Origin of the sequence: Microcoleus sp. B3-D7, from assembly GCF_036705305.1 — a bacterium.
Taxonomy (GTDB): domain Bacteria; phylum Cyanobacteriota; class Cyanobacteriia; order Cyanobacteriales; family Microcoleaceae; genus Microcoleus.
The window spans coordinates 1-16,926 of sequence record NZ_JAUBUE010000040.1; the positions used below are offsets into that span (position 1 = coordinate 1).

Consider the following 16,926-nt stretch of genomic DNA (forward strand, 5'->3'; position numbering starts at 1 on the left):
TAACTCGTTCAATTTTTCAAAACCTCAATATCCCTTATGGCAAGTTTTCCTCTGCGTAGAGTGACAAAAGAGGGTTATTTTGGTTTTGCGATTGTCGCGGGGCGATCGCCCCCAGCTCACATGATGTGACTGAGCTCGCTGTGAGTGTGTAGTTTTATCACAGATAAACATTCATAGAATCACACAATAATTTTTGTGACTAGCGGATGATTTATATGCAGCTAAAAGCGCTACAAATACCATCAGGGCGATCGACCATGAAAACAATTAACTTTCCTATCAGAAATCCTGGCAATTGTCAAGAAAATCCCCTCGCCTTCGTCAGCGGTGACATCATCCACATTCTTTACCCCAATGGCGAAGTAGAAGCAACAACCGTCGCACAAATCGCTCTGCGCCAAACCAAAAATCCCCTTGACAAATGCCTCGTCTGGGGATGGGTTGACGATTTTTAGTACCAGTTTCAAACAAGAATGGAATTATAGGGAAGCTCCAAACCCTTAATTCATAAGTCATTCCCAATTATTCAAATTTTTAATCTATAATTTTTAATCTGCAATCTTTAATCTCAAATTGTATAACCCATAAAAAAAGATCGCTTGGAGGCTGTGAGGCCAAAAAAAGCGATCGATCTAACTGCTGCTAAGTGCCAGCCACAAGTGCAATTTGCTGTTAAAACAATTAGCAAATTGACTTAAATATCTTGTTCGCTCAATTCGCGAATCATGTAATCAAAAGGCTGATCCAAAAAAGGCCCCACAGACAAGCCAGCAGCGGCCACCTGAGCCTTAACCATCTCCTTCATAATGCTAATCCCCATCACCGTCGGGCCAATGGGAACGCTTAGAGAATTGTAAGTTTCCCGCAAACCTTGCAGCACGCGCTCGTCGAGCACGTCGGTACTTCCAGCCACTAGGGCGTAAGTAGCATAGCGCAAGTAGTAGTCCATATCCCGCAAACAAGCCGCGTAACGGCGAGTCGTGTAGGCATTTCCGCCCGGACGGATCAGTTCCGGCTGTTCAGCAAATAGCTGGATACCAGCTTGCTTGACAATTGCCGCAGCATTGCTGTTAATCGCAGCCGCCGCCTGTACCCGTGCCGTGCCCGTTGCAAAATAAGATTTCAACCGATCGATACCATCTCGGTCTAAATACCTACCAGCAACATCATAGTTTTCAATCAGGCTAGTCACTGCATCGCGCATAAGTTTCTCTCCCAAAAATCTTTATCAATACTTTGCTATCTGAGACAGACCGCCTATTGTAGACTACTACAAATCGGCGTTTGATTAAGATTTGAGATAGGATTTTCACGAAGGGTAGTCTATCCGCGGCAAACTGTCGTAAAATTTAGCCGTTTGCCTGGTATCTTCAGCCGAAAAATAATCCACAGGGCAAGAATCTCAAACTGCCCGGCCGCAGTGGGCCGCTATTTCAAAATTTTGTAGCCATAGATACAAAATAGTGGATACTGAAGGCCTACGATCGCCCAAACAGTCTGAAATCGGCCGATCGCCAAGACACAACCAATATCAGGAGTAAGTCATGTTCCAGACACCCCAAGAAGCCTTAAACTACATAAAAGAAAATCAAATCCAGATCGTTGACCTAAAGTTCATCGATATGCCGGGGATCTGGCAACACCTTTCCCTGTACCACGACCAAATCGACGAAACCGCATTCACAGACGGCGTACCCTTCGACGGTTCCAGCATTCGGGGCTGGAAAGCCATCAACGAATCAGACATGACGATGGTCATCGATCCGACCACCGCTTGGATGGACCCGTTCATGGCAGAACCGACCATCAGCTTCATTTGCAGCATCAAAGAACCTCGAACCGGCGAACCGTACAGTCGCTGTCCGCGCACCATTGCCCAAAAAGCCATAGACTACTTGCTTTCGACCGGTCTCGGCGATACAGCATTCTTTGGCCCGGAAGCAGAATTCTTTATTTTTGATGACGTTCGCTTCGACCAAACCCAAAATTCCGGCTACTATTACGTAGATTCGATCGAAGGTCGCTGGAATTCCGGCAAAGAAGAAGCAGGCGGCAACCTCGGTTACAAACCGCGTTACAAAGAAGGTTATTTCCCAGTAGCACCAACCGATACCTCTCAAGACATGAGAACGGAAATGCTGCTGACAATGGCAAAATGCGGCGTACCCATCGAAAAACACCACCACGAAGTCGCCACCGGCGGTCAATGCGAACTCGGTTTCCGCTTTGCCACTTTAGTACAAGCCGCCGACTACTTGCTGACTTACAAATACGTCATCAAAAACGTCGGCAAAAAATACGGCAAAACCATCACCTTCATGCCCAAACCGCTGTTTAACGACAACGGTTCCGGGATGCACGTTCACCAGTCGATTTGGAAAGACGGTCAACCTCTATTTGCAGGCGATCAATATGCTGGTTTCAGTCAAATGGGACTGCATTACATCGGCGGCATTCTCAAGCACGCACCGGCACTTTTGGCAATCACCAACCCCACGACCAATTCCTACAAGCGTTTAGTTCCGGGCTTTGAAGCGCCTGTAAACTTAGCTTACTCTCAAGGGAATCGATCGGCATCAGTGCGGATTCCGTTGTCGGGAACCAACCCCAAAGCTAAGCGGTTAGAATTCCGCTGTCCCGATGCGACATCCAACCCCTATTTAGCATTTGCAGCTATGCTGTGCGCCGGCATTGACGGCATCAAAAATCAAATCGATCCGGGCGAACCTTTGGACGTAGATATCTACGACCTTTCCCCTGAAGAATTGAGCAAGATTCCTTCGACTCCCGGTTCCTTGGAAGGCGCTTTAGAAGCTTTAGAAAAAGACCACAGTTTCTTAACTGAAACCGGCGTATTTACCGAAGACTTCATCCAAACCTGGATTTCCTACAAACTAGACAATGAAGTCAACCCGATGCGGCTGCGTCCTCACCCCTACGAGTTTGCTCTCTACTACGACTGTTAGAAAATTAATAATTAAAAATTAAAAGTTAAAACTGGTAATTATACCATTTTTAACCTGTGATTTTTAATTAATAAGAACGCCGCCTTTAAAAGCGGCGTTTTTTTCGAGTTTAGAACTTCTGGATCAACGCCCACACTCTCCCGTTACCCGACACTATCTGGGCAACGCTGTTAGTAGTAGCACCCATTGTAGCGTCAGAGACATCTTCTACAGCCCATTTAGTTGCTTTCTCATCAACAATAAACAAATCGTCAGAGGTAGTGCCTTCCTGAACCCGATATATCTTATTCAAAATGAAACGCTGTCGCGCCTCAGCTTTTGGTATGCCCGTAACTTCATCAGGATCGATAGAGATGGCACTGCCTTCTTTTAATGTACCTTTTGAGTTGCTTAAATTGCGATCGTCCCTTTGAGCAACCCGCACGCTGTGAATCTGCAAACCAGGGTCAGTCTCAGAGATATTTGAGACAGCAGCTAGCGCCCCACTTCTTTCCAAACCGAGAACCGCTGCAAAAGCCGTCAAAGTTAGCAAAAGCTTGAAATGATTCACTGTATTTATGCTCCTTTGTTTGTGAGGTGCTGCACTCATTCTAAATTAGCAATTAGCAATTAACAATGACCAAACGATGTCCGATATTTTTGTGATGATCCGCAATCAGAGTAACGTCGCCATGACTTCAGTTGATGGTATTGCGTTTGTCACTTTACTGACTCAAGAAGGACGAGTGCTGGCCGAGGAGATAGTTGATCTGTTTGAGGCCGATGTGAATTTTGATAACTTGAAGCAGGGAAAATATACTGTAGTTGTCAGGCACGAAGGCGTTGAACCTCGATCGGCAACCTGTAGTGTTACAATCACCGATGAAGATAAAGTAATCATGCTGACATTTGTTTACTTGGAGCTAGAACGGGTGCTGCTCCGCATTCAAACTTCAACCGAAGAAAGACTATGACTGTGAAAGTTACTCCGCCAAATTCAATTAAAATGTTTCGCTATCGAGTACATTTCTTGGCAAAAGACCTCTGGAGGGAAAAAAACCCGGTTTGTCGGATGAATCTGGCTTTACAGTTAGCCGATGTGGCGACAACTCTGGCTAGGTTGGAAGTAGAAGAGGCGCGAAAATTTCAACAAGAGTCTGCTAGTGTTGAGGCTTCCGACTCGACGGAAACTGAAAAGTTTTGAGTGTATGAGGTTGCTGTCTGTGATCCCCGCAAGCCTTGCGTGATAGCAGTTTAAAAAAATAACGTAACTGTAGAAAAGCTCCAAACCCTGATAGTCATCAGTCATTTTTAATCTAAAATCTAAAATCTAAAATGGTATGGCTCGCAACTCAAAACTATTGTCATTTGTTGAGCTAGTAAAAAAATTATCTGTATAAAATTGAATCTCCGTGCTAAACAATAACTTTCTGCCTTGCGAGGTAATTGGTTGTCGAAAAAAGTGCGTTACACTTATATAAGTATCTTTACAAAACAACACAAAAGCATGACTGTTGCCTATCCCCGCAAGCTTCGCAACGCAATGGGAGCGCGCGAAATTTTAGCTAATGTAGTGCGCGATCGCGAAATTCACCTGATCACCCTCAACCGCTACCGATTTAGCGAACAGCGCAGTTGCAAAGACCTCACCGACGTGATCGAACAGCTAAACGGGCAACCAGCCGAACTCGTGCGCGACCTTTCTCGGCACATTTCCGACGAAGCGCGGCACGCCATGTGGCTCACCGACTTGCTGGTAGACCTCGGCCAAAATGTGGGAACGCCGCCAGGAGTCTCCTACATTGACGAATTTGAAAGGTTGTATGACAGCGAACAACAAGACCCTACCAAAAACCGCGAAGACTTTGTAATTTCTTCCCTCGCGGCGATTAACGTCACCGAGAAGCGAGGATGCGAGTATTTCGGCGCGCACATCCACGCCCTCAAACAGGCTCCCCAAACCGCAGAAAACATCAAAATCCGCGAAACAATCGAAAAGATTTTTCCAGAAGAAGCTGGTCACGTCCGCTGGGGCAATCGCTGGCTGGCCCAAATCGCCGACAAAAGCCCGGAACACCGCCAAAAGGTGGAACAGGCAAAGCGCAAGTATATGGCGATCGAACAAGCAGCTTTTGAATCAGGAATGGATATCATGCTGGGGGCAGAACTCCGCCGCGTCACCCGCCTCGTGGATATTGCCAACACCATGCCGATGTGGGAACGCCCGCAATACCTGATGGAACGCTTACCCAGAACCCTGCTGGCCCCGGATCTGCAAATGACTAGAGTCGATGTAGCTCAGCGCGCCTGGAACCGCGACCCGCAGGCATTTGTGGAGAAATTGGTTCCCATGTTCCTCAACGGCTTGAATACCATTGAGAAGAAGCCGGCGACGGCTAAGCCCAAGACTTAAAAACGATCGCGAACCTGGTTGAAACCGCTTTGCAAGTCAAACTTGCGTCTGCCTCCGCAAACAAGCGAGATATACTGGTTCCTTGGCATAGCCTCGGAACCAGTTATTTAAAATCATAATTTTAAGCTTTAGCAAGTAAACTGATTATTGGAATAGTTTTCCATCTAAATATAATTATGACTACCAGCGAGCCGAACATACAAACAGCTTCCGCAGAAAGCCTCTCAAGTGAAAGTGCGATCGCCTCCGAGCAGGTCGAAAAAGCCACAGCCGTCACCTATGCAGAAGAAATTGAAACTGTCATCGCCAGCATGGCTGTAGACCAAAAAGTGATGGTCGGTCAAAGTGAAGCTGGCGGACATCTTTGGAAGTTCAAGTACGGCAGTGTTGAAGTGTTCGTGCAACTCACGGGCGAAACCGAAGATGATACTTTGACTGTTTGGGCTTTTGTACTGCAGTTGCCAGCGAAGAATGAAGCTCAATTAATGCGGAAAATCCTAGAAATGAATTGGCTGTCTACTTTGGAATCTCATTTTGCCATTGTTGACAATAAAGTTGCGGTAGTATCGACTCGGACGATCGCCGAAATCTCGACCGGGGAAATTTCCCGGGTTATTACTATTGTCGCCACCATCGCCGATGACAACGACGACGTACTGCAAGCAGAATTCGGTCAGTAGTCATTAGTTAACAGTTAACAGTCAACAACTAACAGTTAAAAGTTAACAGTTAACTAATATGCAGGCCCGGCGATCCAAGCAATAGTGATTCCCAGCCCCAAACCTACAAGCACTTGAAAAGGAGTGTGTCCCAGCAACTCTTTCAGGCGAGCCTCATTAAGGTTGTGATCTTCCTCAAAAAACTCGTCAATAATTTGGTTGAGGATGCGAGCTTGCTTGCCTGCGGCTTGGCGGACGCCTGCTGCGTCGTACATCACAATAATTGCAAAGATCGCAGCGATCGCAAAGTCCGGACTTTCCCATCCCATCGTTTGTCCCACTCCTGCAGCCAAAGCGCCCACAAAAGACGAGTGAGCGCTGGGCATTCCCCCCGTTGTTACCAAATACCGAAGATTAAACTTGCGATTTTTGACCAACTCGATCGGCAGCTTCATGATCTGAGCCGCCAGACAAGCAAGCAAAGCAACCACGAGTATATGATTGTTTAAGATGCCGCTGCAAATTTCCTGCATAGTATTTGGTATTTCTAGTTACTGCGGCTGGTAATAAAATCGGCGATCGCCAGCAGCGGTAGAGCTTTGCTCCCAAACACTGCCAATTGAGCCTTAGCATCAGCAACAAGCTGCGAAGCTTGGCGCCGAGACTCCTCAATTCCCCACAAACTCGGATAAGTGACTTTTCCTGCTTGAACATCTTTGCCAGCAGTTTTGCCCAGTTCTTCTTGGGTAGCAGTAATATCCAGAATGTCGTCAATGATCTGGAAAGCCAGCCCAATATTTTGAGCGAAACGAGACAGCCGCTGCAAATCCGCAGCCGAGGCCCCAGCTAGAATTCCCCCACAAACTACGCAAGCCTCTAACAGCGCCCCTGTTTTGTGAGCGTGAATGTAATTTAAAGTGTCCAGCGAAACATCTGTCTTTCCTTCCGATTCCAAATCAACCACTTGACCGCCTACGAGTCCAGCAGCACCCGATGCCCGCGCTAAATGGGCGATCGTCTGCAACACCTGCTGGGGGGGTACGTTCTGAGTTTTAGTGGCGATAAATTCAAAAGCATAGGTCAACAAACCATCGCCAGCCAAAATGGCGATATCCTCGCCGTAGACTTTGTGGTTCGTCAGTTTGCCACGCCGGTAGTCGTCATTGTCCATTGCTGGCAAATCGTCGTGAATCAGCGACATCGTGTGGATCATTTCCAAAGCGCAAGCTGTCGGAATTGCCATAGATGTAGTGCCGCCGGCCAGTTCGCAGCTAGCCAGACACAGGATCGGACGCAGGCGCTTGCCCCCCGCTAGCAGCGAGTAGCGCATTGCTTCGTAAATTTTCTCTGGGTAGATGACCGGGAGTGCACTGTCGAGAGCTACCTCGATCGCCTCTTTTCGATTGACTAGATAAGTAGATAGGTCGAAAGAGGATTCCGGTTGGGACGAACCCATTTCTGTTGCCAATACCATCCCTTGCTCTCTTGTACTGAATAGTTATGTGGGATATTGTGAGCCGTTCAGGTCGCATCGTGCCGACTTTTACGGCAGTAGTTGCTCGAACTCCGAGCATCAATTAATCATTCTACGGGTGTTGTTGCACAGAAAATCTTTGAGTTTTGATAACTTTGTCAAATTGCCAGTCAATCTAAAATTTACAATCTCAAATCTCAAATCCGCTGATTTGTCTGGCGACTTCCAAAAACCGCTGCACCGCCGCCGTTGGATCGCTGCGCCAAATTAGGGCGATCGCCACAATGCAGGTTGATTCTGGTAACGCTTTGTAAACAACCCCGCTGCGCTGGAAATTTTGCATCGACGCCGGGACTATCGCCACTCCCATCTCGGCGGCTACCAGACTCACAATGGTTTGCATTTGAATGGCTTCTTGAGCTGCGATCGGGCTAAAACCTGCTTGTTGACAAAGACTGACGATCGCATCGTACAACCCCGGAGCCTGGGAACGGGGAAATAAAATGAACGGTTCCGTGGAAAGTTCGCGTAATTCAAGATGCGTGCGATCGGCCGCCGGATGCGTTTCTGGCAATGCCACGATCAGCGGTTCTCGAAAAACGATTTCAGAATTTATCCCCTCTTCCTCAACCGGAGGGCGCACGAAGCCGATATCAATTTGTCCGAACCGCAGCCGCTGCAACTGTTCGTTTGTCGTCAGTTCGTGCAGTTCGAGCTTAACGGCGGGACACCGAGTGCGAAACGCCTGCAAAATCGCTGGAACCACGTTGTGTGCTGCCGAACTCACAAAGCCGATCGTCAATTGTCCGAGTTCGCCCCGACTGGTTTGTCGGCCGAGTTCAATTGCTCGATCGACTTGCTGCAGAATTTTCCCGGCCTCCTCGAAAAAAACCTGTCCCGCAGCCGTTAAATGCACCGTCCGCTTGGTGCGGCGAAACAGTTGAAACCCCAACTGTGTCTCCAAATGCTGTATTTGTTGGCTCAGCGGAGGTTGGGCAATATGCAGTTTTTCGGCTGCGCGAGTGAAATTCAGTTCCTCTGCAACTGCAATGAAATAACGCAAATGCCGAAGTTCCATAGCTCCCCAATCATTTATATTTTAAAAGTATAAGTGGTTAGTTAAACATATATTGGACATTAATGATGATATTTCATACAGTGATTAATAGGCGACATTGAGAATTAAACAATGGCTAATTTGGATATCAAAATTAGAGAAGCAGAGCTGGCAGATTTGGAACTAATTCTTGCTTTTACTTCGCAAAAATCAGAATTCGATCGAGTTCCACATCTTTTAGAAGCAACAGCAGATAAATTGCAGCAAACGTTGTTTTTCCAGCCTCCGCTAGTGCGAGTATTGTTGGCGGAAGTTGCCGACACAGCGGTAGGGTTTGCGATGTTTTATGCTTCCTATTCAAGCCTGTTGGCGCAGCCTTGCCTTTGGCTTGATGATTTATTTGTGCAAGCTCCTATGCGCGGAATGGGAGTCGGTACAGCGCTGTTAAAATATTTGGCACAAATTGCTCAGTCCACAAATTGCGGGCGTATGGAATGGACTGTTAATACTGGCAATGCGCCGGGAATTGCTTTTTATGAAAAGCAGGGAGCGCGCATTTTGGAAAATATTAGGGTTTGCCGAATCGAGGGAAGTGCGATAGCCCAACTAGCCAAGAAATAAGTTGGTTGGTTTTGTGAAGAAGGATTTTTTTTAATTAACCGCAGAGACGCAGAGAACACAGAGAAAGAGAACAAAGGTTCAGGGTAGTTATCATGGCACAAGATTCTTGGAATACAAGTCTTTACGAACAACAGCACGCTTTTGTGTGGCAGTACGGCGAATCGCTTTTGGAGTTACTTGTTCCTCAATCTGGAGAACGTATTCTAGATTTGGGCTGCGGTACGGGACAGTTAACTGAAAAGATTGCTCAAAGTGGTGCTTTGGTGCAAGGTATTGATTCATCTTTGTCGATGATTTCCACGGCAAAAGTTAACTATCCTCACATCAACTTCGATACAGCGGATGCGAGGAATTTTAAAGTAGAAGAGCCGTTAGATGCTGTGTTTTCTAATGCGGTTTTGCATTGGATTAAACAGCCGGATGCTGTGATTAATTGTGTGGAAAAAGCGCTGAAGCCGGGAGGGCGTTTTGTTGCTGAGTTTGGCGGTAAGGGGAACGTAGGGGCGATCGTCCGCGCACTTTTGAGTGTTTTGTCAGAAATTGGCTGCCAGGAGCCTGAAGCGCTTAATCCTTGGTATTTTCCGAGTATTGGCGAGTATGCTGGGCTTTTGGAAAAGCAGGGATTTGAGGTTAGTTATGCCGTTTTGTTCGATCGCCCGACTTCCCTAGAAGGCGGCAGCGCGGGTATGGTAAATTGGATTGAAATGTTTGCTGGCGAGTTTTTGTCGGGGTTGTCTGATGATGTGCGATCGCAGGTAATGAACTCCGTTGAAGAGCGTTTGCGGCCGGCGCTGTACCGCGATGGTAATTGGATTGCAGATTATCGCCGAATTCGCGTTGTTGCTGTCAAAAATTCTTATTGACAAATATAAGGCTTCAAATCGGGGAGATTTGTAGCCTTCGTTCACTCAGTATCCCCATCGCGCCGCACGTTAGTCTCAGCAGTTATTTTCTTTTCCTATTGTAACTGCGCTTTTGTGTAGAGCCCCATCAATTTTCCCCTGCCAAAAACTTACGACTCAGGCTTTTCGGATGTTGAATTTTACAGTCATATTTGTAGGGGTAAGCCGGCCCAATAAAAAATATTGTTGGCATGATACTTAGCCTCAACCCAAATAGACTTTTCCTTAATAAATAATAATCTAATCTGGCGCTTCCATAGGGAGCCGGAAGCAAAAACGAACTAACACTTAAAAACATAGCAAATGCTACAAAAGTTATGCTCAAAGCGTTTAGCCCTTCTCGCTAGTGCGACCAATTTCCTGCAGCAAGGTGCCCCGCTAGCCATTTGTAAATTTGCTGATAGCGAAAAACTCGATAGGGAAAATGTGCGATCGTAAATTCGTATCCGCAAACACCGCAACAACTCGGTTTCATGGATAAACCGGGTTGCTAAATACAGACCTTAGTTTAAATCTGTTCTTCCCCTTGATTAAAACGCTGAATTCCGTGATTTTCCTCGACTTGTAAAATAGCATCATTGGGAATATTGAGGAGGCCTGTAAATGAATTTTGACTTATTTTCAAAGCTTGTTCCTTATTTTTGTGTTCGGCAAGTTCTCGCTGTAAATTGTCAATAGTCTGTTGAAACCAAGCGGCTTGTCTCAGCATTTCTTGTTCTGAAAAGTCCAGCAATTGCATCAGAGTAGCCACTTGATATTCCAGTAATTGGGTTTCGCAATTATTGTTATTTGTAACAAAGGTGGTAGGGTTTTCTGAATATTCAAAAACACTCTTTTCGTCGGGAAGGGACAATGCTGTTTTGACACTAAGTGCCAAATTTTTAAACATTTCAGCCCTGCTTTGGGGAATTTTAACTTTCAGGAACATCATTACCGCAAACAAACTTCCTGACGGCAGAAGTCCCCCAAACCCCAAGACAGACTTGACATTGTAGGGAATAATTAAAGAATTTTGCTCAGGAATAAAGGGGCTGCCTTTTGCCTCTGATACATAAAAAATATTTAATACTGCCGGCTCTAATTGCAGGAACCTTTCTGGCTCAATTCCGAGGAATGTAGGAATGTCTAAACCAAACTGCCGGATTATTTCCGAAATCGCCGGCATTTGAGCCACTAATTTTGTGCAAACTAATGGAATAGCTGTATTTTGTGCTGCTGTGTGCCGAGAATTCCACTGCGGTTCTGTGCCTGCGGCTGCTAGCAGAGTCCAACATTTCATGTCGGCGGCGGGGGAATTGCCCTTCATCAAGCGGCGGGCGGATTGTTGCAATGAGTCTTCTAATTCCCCGTAGGGATGAGTTTTGAACAAACGCACTAAGGCACAGGTATTTTCTCCAGTTTGCGAATCGCAAAAATGTTGGTAAATATAGTTAACAATCTTCTGGCTGGTGGCTTCCATACTAGCAGTATTTCTACCTAAGTGGCGCAGGACTAAGCTGCATTTAGCCATGTCTTGCGGGGTAAATAAGGTAATATCGTACATGAAAAAATGCTCTCTAAGAGCTCAAACACTCTTGTTCATTTATCGTTAAGGCCGCTACCGCATCCGGAATCCTACTGAGAGTTTTGAACAAAGTGTTAGGTAAAATGTGTATAAAATTTGCCGGCTAAATGCAGCAGTTGTATGGCAGGATACAGAAATTAAGATTAAAGAAAAAAAAATCTATCCCCTAGCGTAGGCCACAAGGACAGAAAAGCCGATGTATTTTTCTTGAAAGGATTTTTTACGAGAACTCCTCCAGAGGAATTAAAGAAACGGGGTTCTTCACCGGATATGCCTCGCGTTTTACAGGGCATTTTCGTAGATAAAAGTCGGTTTCTGGGTAAGCCATATTCACCGAACTCCTAGAAACTCAAGCTGCAATTTTTGTGGCGGACGATCGCACGCCGATTAATCAAAAATTGGTAAAATTTCGGCAGTCTTGGACGCAGAAACCGGGTTTGCTTACAGAGAAAAAACCCGGTTTCCTGGGTATTGGTAAGTAGATGGTGTGTTCAAAACTTTTAACCACCCCAAAGAACTCTACTCAGCAGGTTGAGACTTTGCTTCCAGGGCATCTTTAGCAGACAATCCCTGATCTTGAACGCCAAAATACCACAAACTAGCAGCAGCTTCGGCGCGAGTCACCGATTTCTTCGGCTGAAACAGAGTAGTAAAACCAAAAACGCGGCGAATATTCGCCAAGTCTCCATTGTTAAAATCAGCTAAAACTGCCCGCGACGCCTGGGAATCAATCTTAGAAGCATCTTGAAAACCCCACTTTTCTTTCACTCCGTCAATGTTAGCTGTCGGTAAAACTTGACGACTATCTAAAGGCACTTTCCAGAGAATCATTGTTTCGCGAGTTAAAGGTGCATCCGGGCGAAATTTCACATCTTTACTTTCACCCGAAAGCGAACTTGGAATTACACCGGCTTCTGCTAAACCTTGAATTGCTGAAAAATCGGGGTCTGTTTTGGGTACGTCAGAAAAGGCTGGTTCGCTAGAGTCTACTGCTAATCTAATTTGTTTGGCTTGACGGCTAGCATAAATCTGATTGTTAGCTGCTACTAACCAGCGGGCGTATTCGCGGCGAGTGACAATTTTGTTGGGTTTGGGCAAAGTGCTGGCTGTTTCTAAATTAGCATTTTCTGCCGATCGCACTTTCAGCACTTCCAACTGACTTAAATCAGCTATATACTGCCGCAACTGTTGAGGAATTTGGGTATCTAGTTGGCTAACTTGTGCTGATTTTGGCGAGGCGGATGGCGTTGGAGTAGTTCCCTCTGAATTAGATGGAGTTGGTGAAGCGGTTGGAGATGCGCTAGACTCGGAATTGTTAGGTTGGGGACTGGCGGCAATTTCGGGGCTTTCTTTGCTGTAGTCGATCGCAAATTCTGTAGAACCTCCTACTTTCTGAGTAGGAGAAAGCGACACAGTTACCCGTAAATTATATCGCGTTGCTACCAAAGAACCTTGTCCCTCGGCGGTGGGGCGGCTGACTATTTCCCAGTTGCGACGCCCAAACTCTGTGGAGTAAAAGTTCTGAATCGAATTAACAGGATCAGTGCTTTCCCAGCGCAGCCGCACATTTTTTTGCGACGGATCGGTTTGCCCACCAACTTCGATTAACTCAGCATTAGGATAGAGTGGAATCTCTGTCGGGAAATCGGGAGGAAGTTTGGCGGTAGAGTTTGTCTCAATTGCTGTCGCTGATGGGGGGGAAGAGAAAACTACTGGATTTTGTTTTAATTTCGGATCGGCGGCTAAAGATTCTTCGAGTGCCTTGCTGTTGGGGCTGTTTGCACAACCTGTGACAGCAGCAAGCAGACACACAGCCAGCCAAGTATTTACAGTAGCGAGTATATTGGTTTTATTGGTTTTATTGGTTTTAGATCGTCCTTGAGAGTTGCCTCGCCGTTGAGTAAATATAATATTCAGCATAAATCCCCCCTTTGCGGATATATTTCTAGGCTAGCGCAGATCGCTCAGGCAAATATATTTTTTACCCAAATGAAATTTTTGTATTTACTTCTAGTTACTGCTACATTACTTTCATACCCGGTCAAGTTTGCCCGTCCCGCTGCATCTCAACCAGCCCCGCTGCGGGCAGAAATTCAGACGCCAGAGTGGCAGCCATTTTGCTCAGCGATGGGTCAGTTTGCGATCGATATGCCGGGAAATCCCAAAATTAATTCCGAAATTTTTTCCAATCAAATTATTGCTCATACATACAGATCGAACTTAAAAAACAAAGAAACTTATTTGCTTCAATACTTTGACCTAGATTTTCGTCTGACTAACAATAATATCAATAATATCAGAATAACTTTAAATAATGCCGTAGATTTTTTCGTCGTGGCAGCGAATGCTAAAGTCTTGCAAGTGCGGGATATTTCCCTCGGAGGCTATCCGGGAAAAGAGTTTGAGTTTCAGCCGCTTTCCCCCACGGAACCTGTAGGTGTGGGCCAAGTTTTTTTGGTGGAAACGCGCGTTTACGGGCTGGTTGCCACTACCCCTGAAGCAGAAAATGCTCAAAAATTTCTCGACTCTTTTCGTTTGTTTTGAAGCCGGAGGTTCGGCAACGAGCAGTGTATGGGATGAACGGATTTAATGGATGGATGTTGAGGGAAGAAGTCCCAGGTTCGAGCAGCAAGGCAAAAATTAGTTGGGAGTGGCATTGAATTTATTAATAAAGCTTACCTTTTTAAACTTGGTTTAGAGGAAAATATTGGCTTTGGCAACGAAAAATGGCTCCATCTACCGGGTTTCTGAGGAATAATGCGGTCAGAACTAATTAAGTTAAATGTGACTTAATACCTTATTTTGTTTTTTGTACTCTATCTAACGGCATAGATAAATTTTACACCCGTGGAGCGATGTAGATACTTCCTCAAGTTTATATATTTGATATAAGGATTTTTAAATCGCAGAAAGCACAAGTAAAGATGCTATCTTGCTCCATCTGGCTCCCCTCTGGCTCAACGAAGTCAGGGAAGTCAGGCTCATCGAAAGCTTACCCGGAGGGTATTAACATATTATGAACAAACTAACACCCATTCTCCTCAGCGGCATCCTATTATTTGGAGCTGCTTGCAGCGAGGGGGCTAAAACTAGCTCTGATGCTCCTAATTCTACCACAGAAAATACCACCAGCCCCCCCCCAGCGGACACAGTTCAAAAAACTCAGGGTGACGCAACGAGCGATATTCGCAAAAACCAAGCAAATTCTGATATCAGGGCCAGAGAACAGCGCAACAATGTGACGGGTGGCGATGCCATAAGAGCCGATGGGGATCTCCAAAGTGAAGTGCGCTCCAAGTTAGAAGTAAACATCACTAAAGGTCAGCTAACTGTTGACGCAAAAGATGGGCTTGTCACCGTAGGTGGCACAGTTCCAAATCAAACTGATTTAGCTAAAATTGAGCCACTAGCTAAAGAGATTAAGGGTGTCAAACAGGTGAATGTTACTGCTGTTGTCGCCCCCGCTGCACCCGCATCGCCTAGCAGCAATCAATAAATTAGCAGGAAGAAGTCCGAGGCAAAGAAGGGAAAAGGATGTAGTTATCTAGGAGAGAAGTCTGAGGGAAGAGGGAAAAGTTTGGCATTGTAAGATTGCTGGCGGATCGGATTGCAAGGCTTAGGTGACTCTCTAGGGACAGCGGGGTTTTAAGTGAAAGAGTTTAAATTGAATTTTAAATTGACGCACTCAAAACTCGCGCAATACCTGCAACTTCCCCTTCCCAATTTCCGATTTCCCATCCCCGAGAATTAGTGGGAAACCAACCTGAAGATAGAGGGGGAAGTTATTCCCACCGACCGATGAAAATTGTTGGGAAAAAATGACTAAATGTGATTGATGGCAGAGCATAAATTCTGTGGTTGTGTAAAAGTAGTATATTTTTGAGGACAAAAAAAATGGCTTTAGGTCAACATAAGCGAGCTGTAGGAGCATTTTCTAATTACCGAGATACGGAACTAGCCCTGATGGAGCTGCAAAGTACCGGGTTTCCGATGAATAAAGTTTCGGTAGTTGGCGAAAATCTCGATCGCAGCGAAATTGCGGGCGCTAGCACTGGTACTGGTAAGGGTACCGACGACAAAGTGGGCGGTGGCGCAAAAGCAGGTGCGACAGCGGGAGTCGTGACGGGCGGTTTGATTGGGTTGCTCGGAAGCATTGGAGCGCTGGCGATTCCGGGAGTGGGCCCGGTGATGGCGGGGGGCGCGATCGCAACTCTGCTGGCAGATACTGTAGTCGGTGGCGCGATTGGGGCAGCAGCAGGCGGGTTGGTCGGCGGTTTGGTCGGCTTGGGAGTTCCCGAAGCAAAAGCTAAAGCTTATAACGATCGCGTTTCGCGTGGAGAATATTTGGTATTCGTAGAAGGAACAGATGCCGAACTTGCCACAGCCGAAGGAATTATGACCGTGCGGGGCATTCAGGATTGGGGCATTTACGATGTGCCGGCAGACACTGGCCGCAGAGCTTCGGGCCGCCAGAAGCGCGCCGTGGGAGTATTTTCAACCCGCCGCGAGACGGAACACGCACTGGGAGAACTGAGAACTGCCGGTTTTGACATGAATCGGGTTTCGGTCATCGCTAAGGATGCTGACTCTAAAGGGGACATCGCAGGCATTGACGTGCACGACAGCGCGGACAACAAATCTGATGAAGGGGCCACAAAGGGCGCACTCACAGGTGGTACTTTGGGCGGTTTGACAGGCTTGTTGGTAGGTCTGGGCCTAGTGGCAATTCCGGGAATCGGGCCGATTATGCTGGCAGGAGCCTCAGCTACGGCGATCGCCACTACACTCGCCGGTACGGCTTTGGGTGCGGCAGCAGGCGGCTTGATCGGAGCTTTAGTCGGTATGGGAATTCCCGAAGAGGAAGCTAGAGCATACAACGATCGCGTGGCGAGAGGAGATTACTTGGTACTGGTTGACGGCAGCGAAGCAGAAGTCGCTAGAGCTGAAACCATCCTGAGCCGGGGAGGCATTCAGCATTGGAACACCTACGACTATAATCCCAGCGTCGATAGTGCTCGGGCTGATTACGGCGCTCCTGGGGCTCCGGGCGTTGATACTACCGCTGATATTTACGACCCCAATCAGGGCGTTACCCACCACCCTCGGGTTTAATACTTCAGACTTTGTTTGGGGATGGTTTCTACTTCCTGCAAAGTAGTAGCACTGGCGCACTCGGATTGTGGAAAGTGATCCAACCCACAGAGGCGAGCTAGCGGTTTTACGCTTCGTCGGTAAAATTATCTCAAAAGTCGGCTTTTTCTCTGAAAGCCGGCTTTTGTTTTGTTCTGGAA

At 46.6% G+C, this 16,926-nt stretch carries 17 protein-coding genes and 1 pseudogene; 11 read left to right on the forward strand and 7 right to left on the reverse strand.

Annotated elements, in window-relative coordinates:
- Positions 1–215 precede the first annotated feature (215 nt).
- Positions 216–455 (forward strand): hypothetical protein, encoded by a 240-nt coding sequence (locus tag QUB25_RS22495; RefSeq protein WP_333186281.1) that lies wholly within the window; start codon positions 216–218, stop codon positions 453–455.
- Between the two features lie 239 nt (positions 456–694).
- On the opposite strand, the gene apcB is transcribed toward QUB25_RS22495, so the two are convergent.
- Positions 695–1,204: an allophycocyanin subunit beta gene (apcB, locus tag QUB25_RS22500; RefSeq protein ID WP_333064367.1), complete on the reverse strand. Its 510-nt coding sequence runs from the start codon at positions 1,202–1,204 to the stop codon at positions 695–697.
- 340 nt (positions 1,205–1,544) lie between these two features.
- Between apcB and glnA the strand changes: the two genes are divergently transcribed.
- Positions 1,545–2,966, forward strand: a complete 1,422-nt coding sequence (glnA, locus tag QUB25_RS22505; RefSeq protein ID WP_333036059.1) for a type I glutamate--ammonia ligase — start codon at positions 1,545–1,547, stop codon at positions 2,964–2,966.
- A 109-nt stretch (positions 2,967–3,075) separates the two neighbouring features.
- Here the strand turns inward: glnA and QUB25_RS22510 are convergent, their stop codons facing one another.
- Complete coding sequence (locus QUB25_RS22510) at positions 3,076–3,516, reverse strand: hypothetical protein (RefSeq protein ID WP_333186285.1); 441 nt, start codon at positions 3,514–3,516, stop codon at positions 3,076–3,078.
- 76 nt (positions 3,517–3,592) lie between these two features.
- Here QUB25_RS22510 and QUB25_RS22515 point away from each other — a divergent pair, with 76 nt between their 5' ends.
- From QUB25_RS22515 to QUB25_RS22530, 4 genes are all read left to right on the forward strand, one after another.
- Positions 3,593–3,919, forward strand: coding sequence for a hypothetical protein (locus QUB25_RS22515; protein ID WP_333064369.1), 327 nt, complete (start codon positions 3,593–3,595; stop codon positions 3,917–3,919).
- A complete protein-coding gene (locus QUB25_RS22520) occupies positions 3,916–4,149 on the forward strand; it encodes a hypothetical protein (RefSeq protein WP_333064370.1) in 234 nt (77 codons plus the stop codon). Before QUB25_RS22515 ends, QUB25_RS22520 begins: the two co-directional genes overlap by 4 nt.
- A gap of 303 nt (positions 4,150–4,452) precedes the next feature.
- Positions 4,453–5,358: a ferritin-like domain-containing protein gene (locus QUB25_RS22525; protein ID WP_333064372.1), complete on the forward strand. Its 906-nt coding sequence runs from the start codon at positions 4,453–4,455 to the stop codon at positions 5,356–5,358.
- Between the two features lie 176 nt (positions 5,359–5,534).
- The gene (locus tag QUB25_RS22530; RefSeq protein ID WP_333064373.1) at positions 5,535–6,038 is read left to right on the forward strand and encodes a YbjN domain-containing protein; all 504 of its coding nucleotides are present in this window, start codon (positions 5,535–5,537) and stop codon (positions 6,036–6,038) included.
- A 53-nt stretch (positions 6,039–6,091) separates the two neighbouring features.
- Here QUB25_RS22530 and QUB25_RS22535 read toward each other — a convergent pair whose 3' ends face one another.
- The 3 genes from QUB25_RS22535 to QUB25_RS22545 all read right to left on the reverse strand — a co-directional run bounded on the left by QUB25_RS22535 (position 6,092) and on the right by QUB25_RS22545 (position 8,569).
- Positions 6,092–6,550 carry a divergent PAP2 family protein gene (locus tag QUB25_RS22535; RefSeq protein WP_333064375.1) on the reverse strand — a complete coding sequence of 153 codons (459 nt, stop codon included), beginning with the start codon at positions 6,548–6,550 and terminating at the stop codon, positions 6,092–6,094.
- A gap of 14 nt (positions 6,551–6,564) precedes the next feature.
- On the reverse strand, positions 6,565–7,491 hold the full coding sequence (crtE, locus tag QUB25_RS22540) for a geranylgeranyl diphosphate synthase CrtE (RefSeq protein ID WP_333186288.1): 927 nt from the start codon (positions 7,489–7,491) through the stop codon (positions 6,565–6,567).
- Positions 7,492–7,681: 190 nt separating this feature from the next.
- A complete protein-coding gene (locus QUB25_RS22545) occupies positions 7,682–8,569 on the reverse strand; it encodes a LysR family transcriptional regulator (protein WP_333186291.1) in 888 nt (295 codons plus the stop codon).
- A 111-nt stretch (positions 8,570–8,680) separates the two neighbouring features.
- On the opposite strand from QUB25_RS22545, the gene QUB25_RS22550 reads away from it, so the two are divergent.
- Complete coding sequence (locus QUB25_RS22550) at positions 8,681–9,169, forward strand: GNAT family N-acetyltransferase (RefSeq protein ID WP_333186294.1); 489 nt, start codon at positions 8,681–8,683, stop codon at positions 9,167–9,169.
- A gap of 83 nt (positions 9,170–9,252) precedes the next feature.
- A pseudogene (locus tag QUB25_RS22555) lies at positions 9,253–10,032 on the forward strand (class I SAM-dependent methyltransferase); the annotation flags it as partial.
- Positions 10,033–10,579: 547 nt separating this feature from the next.
- Here the strand turns inward: QUB25_RS22555 and QUB25_RS22560 are convergent.
- Together QUB25_RS22560 and QUB25_RS22565 are read right to left on the reverse strand one after the other, a co-directional pair.
- Complete coding sequence (locus tag QUB25_RS22560; RefSeq protein ID WP_333186297.1) at positions 10,580–11,614, reverse strand: histidine kinase; 1,035 nt, start codon at positions 11,612–11,614, stop codon at positions 10,580–10,582.
- A 540-nt stretch (positions 11,615–12,154) separates the two neighbouring features.
- Positions 12,155–13,555, reverse strand: coding sequence for an S-layer homology domain-containing protein (locus QUB25_RS22565; RefSeq protein WP_333186300.1), 1,401 nt, complete (start codon positions 13,553–13,555; stop codon positions 12,155–12,157).
- Between the two features lie 69 nt (positions 13,556–13,624).
- On the opposite strand from QUB25_RS22565, the gene QUB25_RS22570 reads away from it, so the two are divergent.
- From QUB25_RS22570 to QUB25_RS22580, 3 genes are all read left to right on the forward strand, one after another.
- Positions 13,625–14,179 (forward strand): hypothetical protein, encoded by a 555-nt coding sequence (locus tag QUB25_RS22570; protein ID WP_333036036.1) that lies wholly within the window; start codon positions 13,625–13,627, stop codon positions 14,177–14,179.
- Positions 14,180–14,651: 472 nt separating this feature from the next.
- On the forward strand, positions 14,652–15,131 hold the full coding sequence (locus tag QUB25_RS22575; RefSeq protein WP_333186303.1) for a BON domain-containing protein: 480 nt from the start codon (positions 14,652–14,654) through the stop codon (positions 15,129–15,131).
- A gap of 398 nt (positions 15,132–15,529) precedes the next feature.
- The gene (locus tag QUB25_RS22580; protein ID WP_333063612.1) at positions 15,530–16,747 is read left to right on the forward strand and encodes a histidine kinase; all 1,218 of its coding nucleotides are present in this window, start codon (positions 15,530–15,532) and stop codon (positions 16,745–16,747) included.
- Positions 16,748–16,926: the final 179 nt, after the last annotated feature.

What these genes read in the sequence shown, in the direction of transcription:
- QUB25_RS22520 (WP_333064370.1), top strand. Translation starts at nt 3,916, where the DNA reads ATGACTGTGAAAGTTACTCCGCCAAATTCAATTAAAATGTTTCGCTAT.
- QUB25_RS22580 (WP_333063612.1), top strand. Translation starts at nt 15,530, where the DNA reads ATGGCTTTAGGTCAACATAAGCGAGCTGTAGGAGCATTTTCTAATTAC.
- QUB25_RS22575 (WP_333186303.1), top strand. Translation starts at nt 14,652, where the DNA reads ATGAACAAACTAACACCCATTCTCCTCAGCGGCATCCTATTATTTGGA.
- QUB25_RS22495 (WP_333186281.1), top strand. Translation starts at nt 216, where the DNA reads ATGCAGCTAAAAGCGCTACAAATACCATCAGGGCGATCGACCATGAAA.
- QUB25_RS22570 (WP_333036036.1), top strand. Translation starts at nt 13,625, where the DNA reads ATGAAATTTTTGTATTTACTTCTAGTTACTGCTACATTACTTTCATAC.
- QUB25_RS22535 (WP_333064375.1), bottom strand. Translation starts at nt 6,550, where the DNA reads ATGCAGGAAATTTGCAGCGGCATCTTAAACAATCATATACTCGTGGTT.
- glnA (WP_333036059.1), top strand. Translation starts at nt 1,545, where the DNA reads ATGTTCCAGACACCCCAAGAAGCCTTAAACTACATAAAAGAAAATCAA.
- QUB25_RS22560 (WP_333186297.1), bottom strand. Translation starts at nt 11,614, where the DNA reads ATGTACGATATTACCTTATTTACCCCGCAAGACATGGCTAAATGCAGC.
- QUB25_RS22550 (WP_333186294.1), top strand. Translation starts at nt 8,681, where the DNA reads ATGGCTAATTTGGATATCAAAATTAGAGAAGCAGAGCTGGCAGATTTG.
- QUB25_RS22530 (WP_333064373.1), top strand. Translation starts at nt 5,535, where the DNA reads ATGACTACCAGCGAGCCGAACATACAAACAGCTTCCGCAGAAAGCCTC.
- QUB25_RS22515 (WP_333064369.1), top strand. Translation starts at nt 3,593, where the DNA reads ATGTCCGATATTTTTGTGATGATCCGCAATCAGAGTAACGTCGCCATG.
- QUB25_RS22545 (WP_333186291.1), bottom strand. Translation starts at nt 8,569, where the DNA reads ATGGAACTTCGGCATTTGCGTTATTTCATTGCAGTTGCAGAGGAACTG.
- crtE (WP_333186288.1), bottom strand. Translation starts at nt 7,491, where the DNA reads ATGGTATTGGCAACAGAAATGGGTTCGTCCCAACCGGAATCCTCTTTC.
- QUB25_RS22525 (WP_333064372.1), top strand. Translation starts at nt 4,453, where the DNA reads ATGACTGTTGCCTATCCCCGCAAGCTTCGCAACGCAATGGGAGCGCGC.
- apcB (WP_333064367.1), bottom strand. Translation starts at nt 1,204, where the DNA reads ATGCGCGATGCAGTGACTAGCCTGATTGAAAACTATGATGTTGCTGGT.
- QUB25_RS22565 (WP_333186300.1), bottom strand. Translation starts at nt 13,555, where the DNA reads ATGCTGAATATTATATTTACTCAACGGCGAGGCAACTCTCAAGGACGA.